Origin of the sequence: Ruminococcus intestinalis (assembly GCF_014288065.1) — a bacterium.
GTDB lineage: Bacteria > Bacillota > Clostridia > Oscillospirales > Acutalibacteraceae > Ruminococcoides > Ruminococcoides intestinale_A.
This window is the reverse complement of the sequence record NZ_JACOPS010000001.1, coordinates 702,732-720,332: the sequence shown is the minus strand read 5'-3', so window position 1 is coordinate 720,332 and position 17,601 is coordinate 702,732. Positions and strand designations below refer to the sequence as shown.

At 40.0% G+C, this 17,601-nt stretch carries 14 protein-coding genes; 10 read left to right on the top strand and 4 right to left on the bottom strand.

The window, feature by feature from the left end; genetic code table 11:
- Positions 1–64 precede the first annotated feature (64 nt).
- The gene (gene sigK, locus H8R91_RS03570; RefSeq protein WP_186934886.1) at positions 65–760 is read left to right on the top strand and encodes an RNA polymerase sporulation sigma factor SigK; all 696 of its coding nucleotides are present in this window, start codon (positions 65–67) and stop codon (positions 758–760) included.
- Between the two features lie 40 nt (positions 761–800).
- Here sigK and H8R91_RS03565 read toward each other — a convergent pair whose 3' ends face one another.
- The 4 genes from H8R91_RS03565 to rnhA form a co-directional block, all read right to left on the bottom strand.
- Positions 801–971: a hypothetical protein gene (locus H8R91_RS03565; protein ID WP_022234881.1), complete on the bottom strand. Its 171-nt coding sequence runs from the start codon at positions 969–971 to the stop codon at positions 801–803.
- 559 nt (positions 972–1,530) lie between these two features.
- Complete coding sequence (gene nifU / locus H8R91_RS03560) at positions 1,531–1,959, bottom strand: Fe-S cluster assembly scaffold protein NifU (protein ID WP_186934885.1); 429 nt, start codon at positions 1,957–1,959, stop codon at positions 1,531–1,533.
- Between the two features lie 15 nt (positions 1,960–1,974).
- Positions 1,975–3,174, bottom strand: a complete 1,200-nt coding sequence (gene nifS, locus H8R91_RS03555) for a cysteine desulfurase NifS (protein WP_186934884.1) — start codon at positions 3,172–3,174, stop codon at positions 1,975–1,977.
- Between the two features lie 42 nt (positions 3,175–3,216).
- Positions 3,217–3,660, bottom strand: coding sequence for a ribonuclease HI (gene rnhA, locus H8R91_RS03550; protein WP_022234884.1), 444 nt, complete (start codon positions 3,658–3,660; stop codon positions 3,217–3,219).
- A 509-nt stretch (positions 3,661–4,169) separates the two neighbouring features.
- Between rnhA and H8R91_RS03545 the strand changes: the two genes are divergently transcribed.
- The 9 genes from H8R91_RS03545 (at position 4,170) to H8R91_RS03505 (ending at position 17,522) form a co-directional block, all read left to right on the top strand.
- A complete protein-coding gene (locus H8R91_RS03545) occupies positions 4,170–6,053 on the top strand; it encodes a ribonuclease J (protein ID WP_366477067.1) in 1,884 nt (627 codons plus the stop codon).
- 29 nt (positions 6,054–6,082) lie between these two features.
- The gene (locus H8R91_RS03540) at positions 6,083–8,035 is read left to right on the top strand and encodes a GGDEF domain-containing protein (protein WP_186934882.1); all 1,953 of its coding nucleotides are present in this window, start codon (positions 6,083–6,085) and stop codon (positions 8,033–8,035) included.
- An 18-nt stretch (positions 8,036–8,053) separates the two neighbouring features.
- Entirely contained in the window at positions 8,054–8,500 is a 447-nt protein-coding gene (gene rplI / locus H8R91_RS03535; RefSeq protein ID WP_022235189.1) for a 50S ribosomal protein L9, read from the top strand.
- 32 nt (positions 8,501–8,532) lie between these two features.
- On the top strand, positions 8,533–9,900 hold the full coding sequence (gene dnaB, locus H8R91_RS03530; RefSeq protein WP_022235188.1) for a replicative DNA helicase: 1,368 nt from the start codon (positions 8,533–8,535) through the stop codon (positions 9,898–9,900).
- A complete protein-coding gene (gene tilS / locus H8R91_RS03525) occupies positions 9,893–11,236 on the top strand; it encodes a tRNA lysidine(34) synthetase TilS (RefSeq protein WP_186934881.1) in 1,344 nt (447 codons plus the stop codon). The genes dnaB and tilS overlap by 8 nt, the downstream gene beginning before the upstream one ends.
- Entirely contained in the window at positions 11,229–11,774 is a 546-nt protein-coding gene (gene hpt / locus H8R91_RS03520) for a hypoxanthine phosphoribosyltransferase (protein ID WP_186934880.1), read from the top strand. The genes tilS and hpt overlap by 8 nt, the downstream gene beginning before the upstream one ends.
- 91 nt (positions 11,775–11,865) lie before the next feature.
- The gene (gene ftsH / locus H8R91_RS03515) at positions 11,866–13,827 is read left to right on the top strand and encodes an ATP-dependent zinc metalloprotease FtsH (RefSeq protein WP_186935008.1); all 1,962 of its coding nucleotides are present in this window, start codon (positions 11,866–11,868) and stop codon (positions 13,825–13,827) included.
- A 64-nt stretch (positions 13,828–13,891) separates the two neighbouring features.
- Entirely contained in the window at positions 13,892–16,720 is a 2,829-nt protein-coding gene (gene uvrA, locus H8R91_RS03510; protein WP_186934879.1) for an excinuclease ABC subunit UvrA, read from the top strand.
- A 310-nt stretch (positions 16,721–17,030) separates the two neighbouring features.
- On the top strand, positions 17,031–17,522 hold the full coding sequence (locus H8R91_RS03505) for a DUF2798 domain-containing protein (RefSeq protein WP_186934878.1): 492 nt from the start codon (positions 17,031–17,033) through the stop codon (positions 17,520–17,522).
- Positions 17,523–17,601 lie beyond the last annotated feature (79 nt).

Below are 17,601 nucleotides of genomic sequence, written 5' to 3'. Positions count from 1 at the left end.
ACTCCTGACTGAATACTTATAATTAGGTATAAATCCGATTATAAGCATTGTCAGGGGTGATTTTTTGATTGAATTAATTAATTTTCTGGGGCAGTACCTTTGCTTTTTTATTCTTCATATCTGCGGAAACGGCTCTTTTCCAAAACCTCTTTCCGAAAAAGAGGAGCACGAGTATCTTGTGCGGAGTGCAAAAGGGGATATAGAGGCGAGAAATATTCTTGTTGAACATAATTTAAGGCTTGTGGCACACATTATAAAAAAATATTACGGCAATCAGAGTGAACAAGATGATCTTGTGTCAATCGGCACTATCGGACTTATAAAAGCGATAAATACCTATGACATAAGCAAAAAAATTAAGCTTTCAAGTTATGCGTCACGATGTATCGAGAATGAAATATTAATGCATTTCCGTAATGCTAAAAAGACGGCGCAGGATATTTCACTCAACGAAGCGATTGACAGCGATAAGGACGGAAATCCGCTGACTTTGCTTGATATAATGGCGGTTGATGACAATATACTTGAGCAGATTGATTTTCAACTCAACAGTAAAAAGCTCAGTCAGTTTATTAACGAAGAACTTTCACCAAGGGAAAAAATGATAATTGTTATGCGCTACGGACTTGACGGGAGCGAGCCGCTTACGCAGAAAAAGATTGCACAGAAATTGAATATTTCCCGTTCGTATGTAAGCAGAATTGAAACCAAGGCTTTAAAACTTTTACGAAAACGCTTTGATAACAGTTCAAATTTGTAATTATTTTAAAGAAAAAAGGCGGTCGAAAGACCGTCTTTAGTTATGAGCCTATGCTGTTGATGAGGTTTTGCATTTCCTGTTTGGATGAAACATTGTGCGCTTTTTCAAGCACGATTTCTTTTTCGTCTTTTTCCATTTGAGCAAATTTTTGCATTGCACTTTCATTTTTTGCAAGTGCATTTACAAAGCCTAACGGCATATCTTTATACATTTTTCATCACCGATATTATTATTTTCAGTTTTGTAAATAATATTCATTTAGATAAATTATTGTTTAGCGAAATGATTTACCAAACAATTATAAAAGTTTGGTCGACCTTTTCAAAGGTCGTGGGTGTGGGCAAAGCCCACAAATACTTTCCGTTTATGCAAGCTAACGATAGCCGAACAGCTCGCTGTTTGGCGGCTTGAATACAACGGCGTTAGTCTTTAAATGCGAAAGCAAAAAGAAAAGCTATTCGTTATATAATGAAAAGTTAATCATTTCTTTTATAAAAGGCTGTCGCCTGTTTTAACAAAACTTAGTTTTAGCACGCAAACAGCGTGGCTGTTTGCGCCTGATAAATTGTTGTATCGGAAGATTTTATGGGCGCTGCCCAAACCCGCAATTTTTGAAAAAATTGAGTAAACTTTTTTGTTTTTGGGAGGATAATTTAGCGTTAGCTAAATTTTAATGCCCGACCTACACTCCGCTAAATTATAATTTATCTCAACTTTTGATAAAGAAACAACAAAAAAGGACAGGCACAAAGCCTGTCCTAAAATTTTGATTAATGGCAATGACAATCGTCGCAGTCGCCGATTTCACCTATGATAGGTGTTGGGTCGATACCGTTTCTTTTGTAGTAGTCTGCAAGAGCAGCCTTGATAGCCTGCTCGGCAAGTACAGAACAGTGAACCTTTACAGGCGGAAGTCCGTCAAGAGCCTCCATAACTGCCTTGTTTGTAAGTTTTAAAGCCTCATCAATAGATTTACCCTTGATAAGCTCTGTTGCCATACTGCTTGTAGCAATAGCTGCACCGCAACCAAAAGTTTTGAACTTAACATCTACAATAGTGTTGTCCTTAACTTTGATATACATTTTCATAATGTCGCCACATTTTGAGTTACCAACTTCACCGATGCCGTCGGCATCAGGAATTTCACCAACATTTCTTGGGTTGGCAAAGTGGTCCATTACCTTTTCTGAATAAGCCATAACTAAGCCTCCTGTTTATTTATTAAGGGCTTCTTGAGCCTCTTGCTTTTTAATTTTTTCCCAGAGAGGTGACATATTTCTTAAGTATGTTACAACCTGCGGAATAACCTCGAGCATATAGTCAACATCTTCGTCTGTAAGCTCTGCCGAGAAAGTAAGACGCATACTGCCATGTGCGATTTCGTGAGGTAGACCGATAGCGAGAAGAACATGGCTTGGGTCAAGGCTACCCGAAGTACAAGCTGAACCCGAAGACGCCGAAATTCCGTTCATATCAAGTCTTAAGAGCAGGCTTTCGCCTTCAATGCCCTCAAAGCACATATTTACATTACCGGGTAAGCGGTGAACTCTGTCGCCGTTTACTCTTGAACGCTCAATTTTGAGGAGTCCGTCAATAAGTCTGTCACGCAATTTTTCAAGATGCTCTCTTCTTTCGTCCATTGTGTCAACGGCTTCCTGAAGAGCTGCGTCAAGTCCTACTACTCCCGCAACATTTTCTGTACCGGCTCTTTTATTTCTTTCCTGAGCACCGCCGTCAATTAAATTCTCTAATCTGATACCTCTTCTTACATAGAGAAGTCCGATGCCCTTAGGTCCGTGTAATTTATGAGCAGTCATTGAAAGCATATCAATATTCTGCTCCTGAACATTTATTTTTACATAGCCGGCAGCCTGAACAGCGTCGGTATGGAAAATTACTTTGTGCTTTTTGCAAATTGCTCCGATTTCGGTAATTGGCTGGATAGTACCGATTTCATTGTTTGCATACATAATAGATACAATAGCTGTATCTTCTCTGATAGCGTTTTCTACATCTTCGGGATGAACAATACCGTTTTCGTACACATCAAGGTAAGTTACCTCAAAGCCCTCTTTTTCAAGAGTCTGGCATGTGTGAAGAATAGCGTGATGCTCAAACTTAGAAGTGATAATGTGTTTTTTGCCTTTTGCCTTAAGGGCTCTGCAAACGCCCTTTAATGCCCAGTTGTCAGATTCACTGCCGCCTGAGGTGAAGTATATCTCATTAGCATTAGCAGCACCAAGGTTTTTTGCAATATTTTCTCTTGAGTTTTCAAGAATTTCCTTGGCTTTACCGCCTATTCTGTAAAGGCTTGACGGGTTGCCGTAGTACTCGGTGAGTACAGGCATCATTTTTTCAAGCACTGTAGGCGATATAGCTGTTGTAGCGGAGTTGTCTGCATAAATATATCTCATACTTGATAATCTCCTATCTATATCTATATAAAAATCGGTCAGTCAGGCTTTTGAAAACTTGTGCGCCTCGGCAACCGCCAAACGGTCGCAACGCTCGTTTTCGGGATGTCCTGCGTGACCTTTTACCCATACAACATCAACATTATGAATGTCACATAAAGACAGCAGCTTGTCCCAAAGCTCGGGATTAAGCGCTTTTTCTTTTTTGTTGCGCATCCAACCGTTTGCTTTCCATTTTTTAGCCCAACCGAGCTTTAATGCGTTGCAAACATATTGAGAATCGCTGTACAGAGTTACATTGCAAGGCTCTTTAAGGAGTGAAAGCGCACCGATTACGGCACTAATTTCCATACGGTTGTTTGTGGTGACGGCTTCTCCTCCCGAGATTTCTTTTTCGTGCTCATTATATCTCAAAATCGCACCCCAGCCACCGGGTCCCGGATTGCCGCTGCAAGCTCCGTCTGTAAAAATTTCAACTTGTTTCATTTGCAATTCTCCTTAGCTGATGTTCAACCTATATTATAATACGCAAAATCACCAAATGCAACCATATTTTATGTTTATTTTTTCAATTTAATTATATTATTTACGGAATTTATTAAATCATAATTCTTAATTTTAAAATCTTCCGTAATTATGATTTTAAAATTCAAATATTGAGCATACTAAAATAGAAATATATGGAATGTTTACTTAAATGTAATATTAAAATTGTCTTTTAATTCTTTAACACGCTTGACATTGCTCTTTGATTTGCGGTACAATAAAGAAGATTACAATTAGGATTTAATCTGTATTAAATACGGATTCAAAATATATTTATACTGTATATAATAATTAATATTTCATTTTGCTGATATGACCGTTTTATATCAGAACTTTGTATTTATTACGAATTTTCAGGCTTTATATTTTTATACATACAAAAGGAATTTATGCCTGTATTGTGTGAAATGTTAATTTTAATAAATTTTAAGAAATATGGAGGTAAATTTGTGAGTACAGAATTTAAGTACGATAATCGAAGAAAAAGCAACAGCTACAATAAGTACTCAAAAGGTAAAAAAAATTACGGAAGGTCTTCTTACAAGCCGTCGCAGGGCAAGGGAGCATCCGAATCTTTTAAGGGAGGTACTTTTAAGGGCGGTAATAAAAATTTTAAATATTCAAAGAATTACCGCAAAAAGCCTTATCAAAAACAGTTTAAACCGATTAAAAACAAGCCGTCTGTAAAGATTGCTTTCCTTGGAGGGCTTAACGAAATCGGCAAGAACATTACAATGATTGAGTGCGAGAACGATATAATTCTTGTTGACTGCGGTATGGCTTTCCCTGACGGAGATATGCTCGGTGTTGACCTCGTTATCCCTGATTTTACTTATATCGAACAGAATCAAGACAAAATCAGAGGTATTGTGCTTACTCACGGTCACGAAGACCACATCGGAGGACTTCCGTTCTTACTTGGCAGGGTGAATATTCCGATTTACGGAACTGCGCTTACTCTCGGACTTGTAGGCAACAAACTCAAGGAACACAGCCTTTATAATGAGTCAAGCCTTAACAGAGTTAATGCAGGCGAAACAATTAAACTCGGCTGTATGAGTGTTGAGTTTATCCATGTAAACCACTCAATTCCGGATGCGGTTGCATTTGCTATCCGCACACCCGCAGGCACAATTGTGCATACAGGCGACTTTAAAATTGACTGCACACCTATTACAGGCGATATGATTGATTTGTCGGCTTTTGCCCGTGTAGGCGATGAGGGCGTATTGGCTCTTCTTGCTGAAAGCACAAACGCAGAGCGTCCCGGTTACACACAGACCGAACGCACGGTTTCGGATAGTTTTGACAATCTTTTCAGAAGAGCGGAGCACGACAGAATTATTATTGCTACCTTTGCTTCAAATGTAAACAGAGTACAGCAGATTATTAATTGTGCGGAAAAATACGGAAGAAAAGTAGCTTTTTCGGGCAGAAGTATGGTCAATTATATGGCTGTAGCAAGCGAGCTCGACTATCTTAGCGTGCCTGAAAATATTTTAATTGACCTTGATATGCTTGACAGATACCCGAGAGAGCAAATTGTTCTTGTTACTACAGGCAGTCAAGGCGAACCGATGAGTGCGTTGTCAAGAATGGCATATTCAGACCACCGCAAAGTTATGGTCGGCGAGGGTGACTTTATTATCATTTCTGCCAATCCTATTCCCGGTAACGAAAAAACAGTCGGAAATGTTGTTGACGAACTCCTCAAAAAGGGCTGTAAGGTCGTTTACGAATCAATGTATGAAGTTCATGTTTCGGGACATGCTTGTCAGGAAGAACTTAAGATTATTCATAAACTTGTAAAACCGAAGTATTTTATCCCTGTTCACGGCGAGCAAAAGCACCTAAGAAAACACGCCGATCTTGCTATGTTCCTCGGTATGGACAGAAAAGATATTTATATCGGCGATGTCGGCAGCTGCATTGAAATCAACGAAAACTATATGAAAGAATTGCCTGCCGTACCTGCGGGAAAGGTATTTGTTGACGGTCTTGGAGTAGGTGATGTCGGAAGTATTGTACTTCGTGACAGAAAGCACCTCGGACAGGACGGACTTATCATTATCGTTGCATCTCTAGATGTTTATGATGGTCATGTTATCAGCGGCCCTGATATTGTATCAAGAGGCTTTGTATATGTTCGTGAGAGCGAGGGTTTGCTTGACGAGGTAAGACAGGTTGCAAACAACATTCTTGAAGATTGTGCAGACAACAACATTCATGAGTGGGGTATAATCAAGAACAGAATTAAAGATGATGTTTCCAAACTTATCTCACAAAAAACACGCAGAACCCCAATGATTCTTCCGATTTTACAGGAAGTATAATTAAAAATCTACGAAAGGAAGGGTTTGAATTGAAGAAGAAAAGTTTTACGACTATGCCGACATTTGTTATATTTTCGGTTGCAATGCTTGCTATGTCTTTTGCATCATACAGCTATGACCCGGTGCTTTGCTACATTGAGATTGCCGTGTCGGTTGTAACCGCAGGTATAGTTGTCGTTTCGACCCTTCGCTTTCGTAACTATATAGCTACCACCGTTCGCAGTACAGCCGAGAAAATCAACGGATTTAATCCCGAATTTCTTGATAAATACAAAATTCCCGTCACGGTGCTTGGTGCAGAGGGGGAGATAATTTGGAGCAATACAAGGTTCAGAAAGCAGTTCTGCAACGGTAAAAATCCCGAAGGCGATATTATTTCGCCTTACATAGGCGGCAAGAAAATAACAGAAGTCGCCGACCACGATACATTTGAAACCGCCTGCAACGGCAATGAATTTGTAGGCTTTGTCATTTCTACAAACGAGGGATATGTTTGTTATTTTGTGGAGAATACATATTACAGGCAAATTATGCGTGAGTACAATGCAACCCGTCCTTGTGTAGCGATTATTACTTTTGATAACAGCGATGACTTTTCAAACGAATCCGATGAAATTTATTCCGAGGTTTCTCTGAATGTTCAGTCGTTCTTGCAGAGATGGGCGAACGAGTATAACGCTTTGTTTAAGATAATCGGCAATAACCGTTATATGATTATCTTTAAAGAAACCGATGTTGACAAACTTGTTGAACAAAAGTTCCCAATATTACAGGAAATTCACAGCATAAAAGCGGGTCAGCATACCGCTACGGTATCTATCGGTTTGTGCAGAGGCATAAACTCTCTCAAAGACAGCGAAACCAATGCGAGAAAGGCGCTTGATATGGCGCTTGGCAGAGGCGGAGATCAGGTTGCTATTATAAGCAACAATATTTACGAATTTTTCGGAGGTACTTCCGCTACTTCCGAAAAGGTCAGCAAGGTGCGTATGCGTGTTATTGCAAATGCAATCAAGCGTACGATAAACGATTGCGATAAAGTTTTTGTTATGGGGCACAGATTTTCTGACCTTGACTGTATCGGTGCGGCTATCGGTATGCAGTCGGTTATGGAAAAATCTTTTAATCTGTATTCAAAAATAGTTGTTGATAAAACAAAAACTATGGCTGAAAAGCTGATTGATTATGCAGAGAAAAACATAGGAAAAGATATATTTATTACCCCCGATGAGGCAATGAAACAGGTTACACCAAAGACTTTGCTTATCATTGTTGATACTCATTTGAGAAATTCTCTTGAAAGTCCACAGCTTTACGATGAATGTAAAAAGGTCATTGTTATTGACCATCATCGCAGAGCGGTTAATTATATAGATAACGCACTTGTTTTCTGCCACGAGCCGTTTGCTTCGTCTGCGTGTGAAATGTGCAGCGAGATTATCAGCTGCATTGATGATAAAGCAATCGGATATGCACAGGCGGACGCTTTGCTTGCGGGCATTATGCTTGATACAAAGAATTTTGTTTTAAAAACAGGTGTAAGAACCTTTGAAGCAGCCGCATATTTGAGGAGAAGAGGCGCTACTACAATCAATGTAAAGCAGATGTTCTCCGATTCAATTGAAACTTACCGTGAAAAAGTAAGCATAGTATGCGATGCAAAAATATACAGAAACTGCGCAATTTCAATCGCAAAGGGCGCTGACGGTGATGTAAGACTTGCCTCTGCACAGGCAGCGGACGAATTACTCACGCTTGAAAATGTAAAAGCCTCTTTTGTAATTTATGAAAGCGGTGGTAAAATTTGTATTTCCGCACGCAGCTTTGGCGCTGTAAATGTGCAGATTATTATGGAAAAGCTCGGCGGTGGCGGACATCAGACAATGTCGGCTACACAGCTTAGTGATATAAATAAAGAACAGGCTCTCAAGATGCTTATCGAAGTTATAGATACAAATCTTGAGGATGCAAGTTGCAAATAGCAGAAAGGAACGACAATTATGAAAGTAATACTTTTGCAGGATGTTAAGGCACTTGGCAAAAAAGGCGACCTTGTAAATGCTTCTGACGGATATGCAAGAAATTTTCTTCTTCCTAAGAACCTTGCAAGAGAGGCAAATGCACAGGCTATGAATGAATATAGAAACGCTGAAAACTCAAAGAACTTTAAGATTGCTACCGAGAAAAAGCAGGCAGAGGGTTATAAAGCACAGCTTGAGGGCAAAACCTTTGAGATGAAAGCAAAAGCAGGTCAGGGCGGCAAACTTTTCGGCAGCATTACCGCAAAGCAGGTTGCCGAGGAAATCAAAAAACAGTATAATATCAACATAGACAAGCGTAAGGTTGTTCTTGAAAGTGATATTAAAGAATTCGGTTCTTACAAAGCCGATGTAAAACTTTATTCGGGTATTGTTGCAAACATTACCGTTAAGGTATCAGAGGCTTGATTTTATTTACGATTGCAAAGGAGGGGTGACAAATGGCGGATAATCAAATTTCAAGTAGCTACGACGGACTTCATATGCCGTACAGTCCCGAAGCTGAACAGGCACTGCTTGGTGCGATTATTCTTGAAAGCGATGTTTTTGATAAAGTAATTGAATACATCAAGTCCCCCGATTATTTTTATGTTTCACTGCATAAGCTGATTTTCAAGACGATGACCGAGATGGTCAACTTCGGCGGCAAAATCGACTTTGTCACATTGCTTGAAAAACTTAAGCAGACAGGTTCGTTTGACGAAACAACAGGCAAGACATATCTTTATGACCTTGTAAACAACTGTCCGTCAATATCCAATGCCGAGGCTTATGCGGAGGTTATAAGAGATAAATACAATATCCGCAGGCTTATTACCGCTGCAAGAGAAATCATTGATGACGCTACGGCAGGTACGGAAGATACATCTGTTATTATCGACTCTGCCGAGCAGAAAATCTTTGACATAAGACAGGGTAACGAGAAAAAGGGACTTGAGAGAATTAACTCTGTTATTATGCAGACTTTTGACAGACTTGACGCTCTCAACAGCACAACAGACGACAGTATGAAACCTGTTTCTACGGGTATCGGCGACCTTGACCGAGTAATTACTGGTCTTAACCGAAGCGACCTTATTTTGCTCGCCGCCCGTCCGGGTATGGGTAAAACGAGTTTTGCGCTGAATATTGCACGATATGTTGCCTGTACGGCTAAAAAAACGGTTGCTTTTTTCTCTTTGGAAATGTCAAAAGAACAGCTTGCCAGCCGTTTATTGTCGGCAGAGGCTCTTATTGAAGGTACAAAGCTGAGAATAGGTAAGCTAAACGATGAGGAATGGGACAGACTTATTCCGGCAAGCGATATTCTCGGCAAGTCGGAGCTTTATCTTGACGATTCACCGGGTATTACCATTACCGAAATGAAATCAAAGTTAAGACGAATGAGAAAACTTGACCTTGTAATTATTGACTACTTACAGCTTATGGGCAGCGGCAGAAGAATAGATAACCGAGTTCAGGAAATTTCTGAAATCACAAGAAATCTTAAAATTCTTGCAAAAGAAATGAATGTTCCCGTTATCACACTGTCACAGCTTTCCCGTGCAAGCGAACAGCGTACCGACCACAGACCGCAGCTTTCCGACTTGCGTGATTCGGGTTCTATTGAGCAGGATGCTGACATCGTACTTTTTCTTTACCGTGAGGGATATTACGATAAAAACGAGGACGATTCTCCGCAGGGTGCAGATCAAAATTCGGGTGAGTGTATTGTAGCCAAAAACCGTCACGGCGAGGCTCGTACGGTAAAAATGCATTGGCAGGGTGAGTTTATGAGATTTACAGGTACGGAGGACAGAAGTGAGTAATCCTTTTTTGACGGCTGTAAATAAATATAAGCTGATTGAAAAAAATGATTCCGTTGCCGTTGCGCTTTCGGGCGGAGCAGATTCGGTTTCACTTCTTCATATGCTTTGTTCTGTAAAAGAAAAATATAATCTTACATTATACGCAATCCATATTAATCATATGATACGGGGCGAAGAGGCAGAGCGAGATGAAGAATTTTGCAGAGAATTTTGTAAAAAACTTTCCGTCAAACTTTTTGTAAAAAAAATAAATGTCCCGTCAATAGCGGAGAAAGAAAAAATCAGTACGGAGCTTTGTGGAAGGAATGTCAGATATAAAGAATTTGACGAGCTTTCCAAAAAGCTTAACTGTAAAATCGCAACTGCACACACGCTTTCCGATAATGCGGAAACGCTGATGATTAACCTTGTAAGGGGCACATCGCTTAACGGACTTTGTGCAATTCCCGAAAGGCGGGATTATATAATCAGACCGCTGATTTTGTGCGACAGAGCGTACATTGAAAATTACTGCCGTGAAAATTCACTTGATTATGTGACCGACAGCACAAACCTTACCGATGATTACACAAGAAACAAAATCCGTCATAATGTAATCACCGAGCTGAAAAAGATAAATCCGAGTTTTGAAGCTTCTTTAAAGCGACTGTGCGACGATGCAAAAATTCTGTCAGTTTATCTTGACAAACAGACAGATAAAGCGGTTGCCGACAGCAGACTTGCTTTCGGATATTCGGCAAAAAAGATTTGTGAGCAGGATAAAATCATACGGCAGAATGTAATCAAAAAAATTTGTGTTGAAAACGGAGCCGATATTCCCGAGCATATTCATATCGAACTTATTGATAATGCTCTTTTTGAAAGCGGTTGTGTTGATTTGTGCGGTAATTTCCGAGCTGTGGTAAAACAGGGAATACTGCGGATAGAAAATACCGAAGCTGTTAATAATTTCGGTGAAGAAATATTATTTGCCAATGTTATTAATAAAGAATTTACATTTGATAATATAAAATATTTTGTAAAAGAAATTACAGATTTTGACGATTTAACCGATAATCCGATTTATATGTCCGAAAAAGAAACGAAAAATGCCGTGATACGCACACGCAGACAGGGCGATAAAATTTTTTTCAAGGACAGAAATATTACCAAGCCTTTAAGAAAGGCTATGAATGAATTTAAAATTCCGTCTGAATTGAGGGATAAACTTCCGCTTGTGGCAGTGAATAATGAAATATTGTGGTGTGAGGGGATAAATTCGGTTCAGACATCTTATAGTGCAGAAAAAAGAAAATTTATTATAATATGTGAACAAGGGAGGATTTTTTGTGCATAAGGACATCGAAAAAATACTTTACAGTGAGCAGGATATTAAAAATATTGTGAAAAGGCTTGCAAAAGAGATTGAAAAGGATTATAATGGCAAGGACTTTATAATGGTAGGCTTGCTTAAGGGCTGCGTATCGTTTATGGTTGATTTAATGAGGGAAGTAAACCTTGATTTCAGCATAGATTTTCTTGCTGTTTCAAGCTACGGCAACTCAACTGTAAGCTCGGGCAGAGTTAATATTCAGAAAGATATTTCAACTTCTGTTGACGGCAAGCATATTCTCATTGTTGAGGATATTGTGGACTCGGGCAGAACACTTGCTTTTATTTCACAGTATCTTTATGCAAAAAATGCTACGTCTGTAAAGATTTGTACATTGTTCAACAAGCCTGACAGAAGAGTTACCGATATTGATGTTGCTTATGTCGGTTCTGTAATTCCCGACGCATTTATTGTAGGCTACGGACTTGACTATGCGGAGCGTTACAGAAATCTCCCTTATGTAGGCGTTCTTAAGGAGTCTGTTTATTCACAGGATACATAAAATTACGCTTTTAAATTCATAATATAAAAAGGAGTGATTCCTATTGGACAAAAAACTGCGTAACATAATTATTTATATCACTGTTGCGGTTATGGTTGTGCTCGGTGTGGCATTTTTGATGACCAAAAATTCATCTGAAAGTTACACAACCTCTCAACTGGTAAATCTTTTTAAAGAGGACAAGGTTCAGAGTTATACCGTCAACTACGGAACAGGTGTGATTGAAATTACACTTAAAGAGGGTGTAAAACTTAAACCCGCAAAGGACATCGCTACATCTGACAGCATTATTCAGGATACAACGGATGATAATATCACAGCTACAGATCCTGACGGAAAAAATGCCAAGAGCTCAGCAAAAAATGTTGTTGTAAGAGGTACTCTTGCCGATATTGAAAGATTTATTGACGATGTTTCAGTTTACACCGCATCGGCGGACGAAGCTGTTTCTTATGATTATATCAAAGGCAGTGACAACACACTTTTATATGAATTTTTGCCTATACTTGTAACGGGAATCCTCTTTGTAGTTGTATGGATATTCATTATGAAGAAAATGGGCGGCGGTCTTGGCGGAAAAGAAATGAACTTCGGCAAGGCTAAAATCAAAAATACAAATGACGAAAAGCGCAAAACCACATTTGAAGATGTTGCAGGTGCAGACGAAGAAAAGGAAGAGCTTGAAGAAATCGTTGAATTCCTTAAAGCTCCGGATAAGTATAATAAACTCGGCGCAAGAATCCCTAAGGGTGTACTCCTTGTAGGCCCTCCTGGTACAGGTAAAACATTGCTTGCAAGAGCTGTTGCAGGCGAGGCAGGCGTTCCGTTCTTCTCAATTTCAGGTTCCGACTTTGTAGAAATGTTTGTCGGCGTCGGTGCGTCAAGAGTTCGTGACCTCTTTGAACAGGCTAAGAAGAACTCACCGTGTATCATCTTCATTGATGAGATTGACGCCGTAGGTCGCCAGAGAGGCGCAGGTCTTGGCGGCGGTCACGATGAGCGTGAGCAGACACTTAACCAGTTGCTTGTAGAGATGGACGGCTTCGGAGCAAACGAGGGCGTTATCCTTATTGCCGCAACTAACAGACCTGATGTTCTCGATCCTGCTCTTATGCGTCCGGGTAGATTTGACAGACAGGTAATCGTAAGCTATCCTGACATCAACGGCAGAGAAGCTATCCTTAAGGTACATGCTCGCAAAAAGCCGCTTGCTCCTGATGTTAAGCTCAAGACTATTGCAAAGACAACAGCAGGATTCACAGGTGCAGACCTTGAGAATCTCCTTAACGAGGCTGCTTTGCTTGCTGCAAGAAAGAATAAAAAAGCCATTACTATGGAAGAAATCGAAGAAGCTACAATCAAGGTTGTAGTCGGTGCAGAGAAAAAGACAAGAGTTATGAGCGACAAGGAAAAGAAACTTACCGCTTATCACGAGGCAGGTCACGCAATCTGTTTCCACGAGCTTGCTACACAAGACCCTGTTCACGAGATTTCAATTATTCCGAGAGGTATGGCAGGCGGTTATACAATGCCGTTGCCGTCTGAAGATAAGTCTTACAACTCACGCACAGAAATGCTTGAAGACATCGTAGTATGTCTTGGCGGTAGAGTTGCGGAGGCAATCATTCTTGATGATATTTCAACCGGTGCGTCTAACGATATTGAAAAGGCTACAAAGACTGCCCGTGATATGGTTACAAAGTACGGTATGACTAAGGAACTCGGCTGTATTTGTTACGGCAAAGACAACAGTGCCGTATTCCTTGGCAGAGATATGGGTCATACTCAAGATTATTCAGAGAGAACTGCCGCTAAGATTGACGAGCTTATTCTTGAGATTGTCAACAATGCTTACGACAGAGCAGAAACCATTTTGAAGGATAATATTGATAAACTTCATGAGGTTGCAGCTTACCTTATTAAGCATGAAAAAATGGGCGGCGAAGACTTTGAGGCTGTTATGAACGGCACTTATGTTGAGCCTGTTGAGGCAGAAGATGCCGAATCCGAAGAAGATAATGCAAATACTGCTGAAAACAAAGATAACGAATAATAATTTTTATAGCCTCTCTTTATGAGAGGCTATAATTGCTGAATAAAGGAAAAAGGGGAAAGAGATGGAACACGACAAAATTATAGTAAGAGGAGCTAAAGAGCATAATCTGAAAAATGTCAATGTTGAAATTCCGAGAAATAAACTTGTTGTAATAACAGGTCTTTCGGGTTCGGGCAAAAGCTCGCTTGCTTTTGATACCATCTATGCCGAGGGACAAAGACGCTATGTAGAAAGCCTTTCTTCTTATGCAAGAATGTTTTTGGGACAAATGGACAAACCGAATGTAGAGAGCATTGAGGGATTGTCACCTGCTATTTCCATTGACCAAAAGACCACATCGAAAAATCCTCGTTCAACCGTCGGCACCGTAACCGAAATTTACGATTACCTGCGTTTGCTTTATGCAAGAGTCGGTATTCCGCACTGCCCTGTTTGCGGCAGAGAAATCAGACAGCAGACGGTTGACCAGATAGTAGATAAAATTATGTCTTACGACGAGGGCACAAAAATTCAGGTTTTGGCTCCTGTTGTGCGTGGCAGAAAAGGCGAGCATGTAAAGGTACTCGAAAGTGCAAGAAAATCGGGTTTTGCGAGAGTAAGAGCAGACGGAATTGTGTATGATTTGTCAGAAAAAATTCCGCTTGAGAAAAATAAAAAACATAATATAGAAGTAATTGTTGACCGACTTGTAGTAAAGCCTGAAATTACTTCAAGACTTTCTGACAGTATAGAAACCGCCTCTAAACTTTCAAACGGTATCATTCTTGTGAATATTGTCGGCGGAGAAGATGTAATGTTCTCACAGAAGTATTCATGCCCGGACCACGGTGTGAGTATTGAAGATTTATCGCCGAGAATGTTCTCTTTTAATAATCCGTTCGGTGCTTGCCCTAAATGTACGGGCTTGGGCGTATTTCTTAAGATTGACGAAAATAAAATTATTCCCGATATGAGTAAAAGTGTGCGACAGGGCGCTATAAAAGGAAGCGGCTGGGCAATGGAGGGCAGTTCCATTGCGGCTATGTACTTTGAGGCACTTGCCGAAAAATATAATTTTTCACTTGACGCACCGTTGTCGGAACTATCACCTGAAATTATCAAAATTTTGCTTTACGGTACAGGTGACGAAACCTTGACTATTCATCGTAAATCGGTTTACGGCAGTGGCAGTTATGAGCATAAATTTGAGGGAATTATAAATAATCTTGAGCGCAGATATAAGGATACTTCGAGTAATTGGATAAAGGAAGAAATCCAAACATATATGTCGGAAATTCATTGCGATGAATGTCACGGCGACAGACTGTCAAAAGAGAGCCTTGCCGTAACGGTCGGCGGAATTAATATTGCGGATTTCTGTAAAAAATCCGTTGTATCTGCCCTTGAATTTCTTGATACAATTGAGTTTACCGAAAAAGAAAAGATTATTTCTGCCGAGATTGTAAAGGAAATCCGTGAACGACTTAACTTTTTACAGCGTGTCGGTCTTGGCTATCTTACGCTTTCCCGTTCTGCAGGAACGCTTAGCGGCGGTGAAAGTCAGCGTATAAGACTTGCAACTCAAATCGGCAGCAGTCTTATGGGTGTGCTTTATATTCTTGACGAGCCGAGTATCGGTTTGCACCAGCGTGACAACGAAAAACTTTTGAGCACGCTTAAAAGACTTCGTGACTTGGGCAATACGGTTATTGTTGTTGAGCACGATGAGGATACTATGTACGCTGCCGACTGTATTGTCGATGTCGGACCCGGTGCAGGTGTGCACGGCGGAGAAATTGTGTGCGTAGGCGATGTTGATGAGATCAAGGCTTGCGAAAAATCAATTACAGGTCAGTATCTAAGCCATAAAAGAGTTATTCCTGTTCCCGAAAAACGCAGGGAGGGCAACGGAAAATTTATTGAAATTCTCGGTGCCGCCGAAAACAATCTTAAAAATGTAAATGTAAAGATTCCGCTCGGGAAACTTGTTTGCGTAACGGGCGTTTCGGGTTCGGGAAAAAGTTCACTGATTAATGAGATTTTATACAAAACTCTTGCCCGTGATTTAAACAAAGCCAAGATTATTCCGGGTAAAAACAAGGGCATAAAAGGCATTGAAAATCTGGATAAGGTAATCGACATCAACCAAAGCCCGATCGGAAGAACTCCACGCTCAAATCCTGCAACTTATACGGGTGTGTTTACCGACATAAGAGCACTTTTTGCCACAACTCAAGACGCTAAAATGAAAGGCTTTTCACAAAGCAGATTTTCTTTTAATGTAAAAGGAGGCAGATGTGAGGCGTGTCAGGGCGACGGTATTATAAAAATCGAAATGCATTTCCTGTCCGATGTTTATGTTCCTTGTGAGGTGTGTAAGGGCAAGAGATATAATCGTGAAACCCTTGAGGTGAAGTACAAAGGCAAGTCGATTAATGATGTTTTAGAGATGACTGCCGAAGAGGGAATGGAATTCTTTGCAAATATTCCAAGGATTTACCGCAAACTGAAAACGCTTTGTGATGTGGGGCTTGGCTATATCAAAATCGGTCAGCCTGCTACTACACTTTCGGGTGGTGAGGCACAGCGTGTAAAACTCGCAACCGAGCTTGCAAAGCGACCGACGGGCAAGACGGTGTATATCCTTGATGAGCCGACTACGGGACTTCATATTGCCGATGTTCACAGACTTATTGATGTTCTTCAACAGCTGGTTGATACGGGAAATACGGTTGTGGTTATCGAGCATAACCTTGACCTTATAAAGACTGCCGACCATATTATTGACCTTGGACCCGAGGGCGGAGATATGGGCGGAACTGTAATTGCAGAGGGTACTCCCGAAGAAGTTGCAAAAAATGAAAATTCATTTACGGGTCAGTATTTAAAACCGTTTTTAAATATGAATTAAACAGCGTTGTGGGATAATTATGGTTTAACAAACTTTTATAATTGTTTTATGAATATTTCTATAAACCATAATTTACCCCAACTATTGAAAAACTTAATAAAAATTACTAAACAAAACGCAGGCTGATACTTAGAAATCTAAGTATTGCCTGCGTTTAATAAAAAAATTCTTGACATTTATTTGTTAGTATGCTATTATATTCAAGCTGATTTCAGTAAAATACAACATAATATGGTCTTATTGGAAACGCACATCCTCCGTGATGATAACGAACAACACATAAACATTGTTATCATGGGAGGACTTTATTATGCCAAAAAACAAACTTGAAGATGCAGTATTCACCGCCATTATGGCGACCGTTATGGTGTACGGAATGATTGTTTACAATGTTGCACTTAATACGGGCAAGGTTGACGGAACAACTTTTCTTGCGGCAACGCACGAACTGATTTTTATGGCTCCGATCGCTTTTATTCTTGAATTTTTTATAGTCGGCAAAATTGCCGCAAAACTTGCGTTTACGGTAATGAAGCCCACTGACAGACCGCAGTTTATTACATATGCAATTTCAATATGTATTTGCTGTATTATGTGCCCGATAATGAGCCTTATTGCAACCTGTTTGTTCAAAATACCGTCAGTCGGTACATGGGTGCAGACATGGGCGCTTAATTTTCCGATGGCTATTTGTTATCAGATGTTTTATTGCGGCCCGTTTGTTCGTCTTGTTTTCAGATTAATTTTCCGCAGAGGAAAAAACAAAGAAGAAAACAAGCATATTTCTGCGAAAAAAGATTAATATATTTTAGTTACAAAAGATATACAGTCGATTTAATTTTCATTGTATATCTTTTTTATTTATTAGAATTTGTTGATGC

What these genes read in the sequence shown, in the direction of transcription:
- ftsH (WP_186935008.1), top strand. Translation starts at nt 11,866, where the DNA reads ATGGTTGTGCTCGGTGTGGCATTTTTGATGACCAAAAATTCATCTGAA.
- nifS (WP_186934884.1), bottom strand. Translation starts at nt 3,174, where the DNA reads ATGAGATATATTTATGCAGACAACTCCGCTACAACAGCTATATCGCCT.
- H8R91_RS03505 (WP_186934878.1), top strand. Translation starts at nt 17,031, where the DNA reads ATGCCAAAAAACAAACTTGAAGATGCAGTATTCACCGCCATTATGGCG.
- rplI (WP_022235189.1), top strand. Translation starts at nt 8,054, where the DNA reads ATGAAAGTAATACTTTTGCAGGATGTTAAGGCACTTGGCAAAAAAGGC.
- nifU (WP_186934885.1), bottom strand. Translation starts at nt 1,959, where the DNA reads ATGGCTTATTCAGAAAAGGTAATGGACCACTTTGCCAACCCAAGAAAT.
- rnhA (WP_022234884.1), bottom strand. Translation starts at nt 3,660, where the DNA reads ATGAAACAAGTTGAAATTTTTACAGACGGAGCTTGCAGCGGCAATCCG.
- uvrA (WP_186934879.1), top strand. Translation starts at nt 13,892, where the DNA reads ATGGAACACGACAAAATTATAGTAAGAGGAGCTAAAGAGCATAATCTG.
- H8R91_RS03565 (WP_022234881.1), bottom strand. Translation starts at nt 971, where the DNA reads ATGTATAAAGATATGCCGTTAGGCTTTGTAAATGCACTTGCAAAAAAT.
- dnaB (WP_022235188.1), top strand. Translation starts at nt 8,533, where the DNA reads ATGGCGGATAATCAAATTTCAAGTAGCTACGACGGACTTCATATGCCG.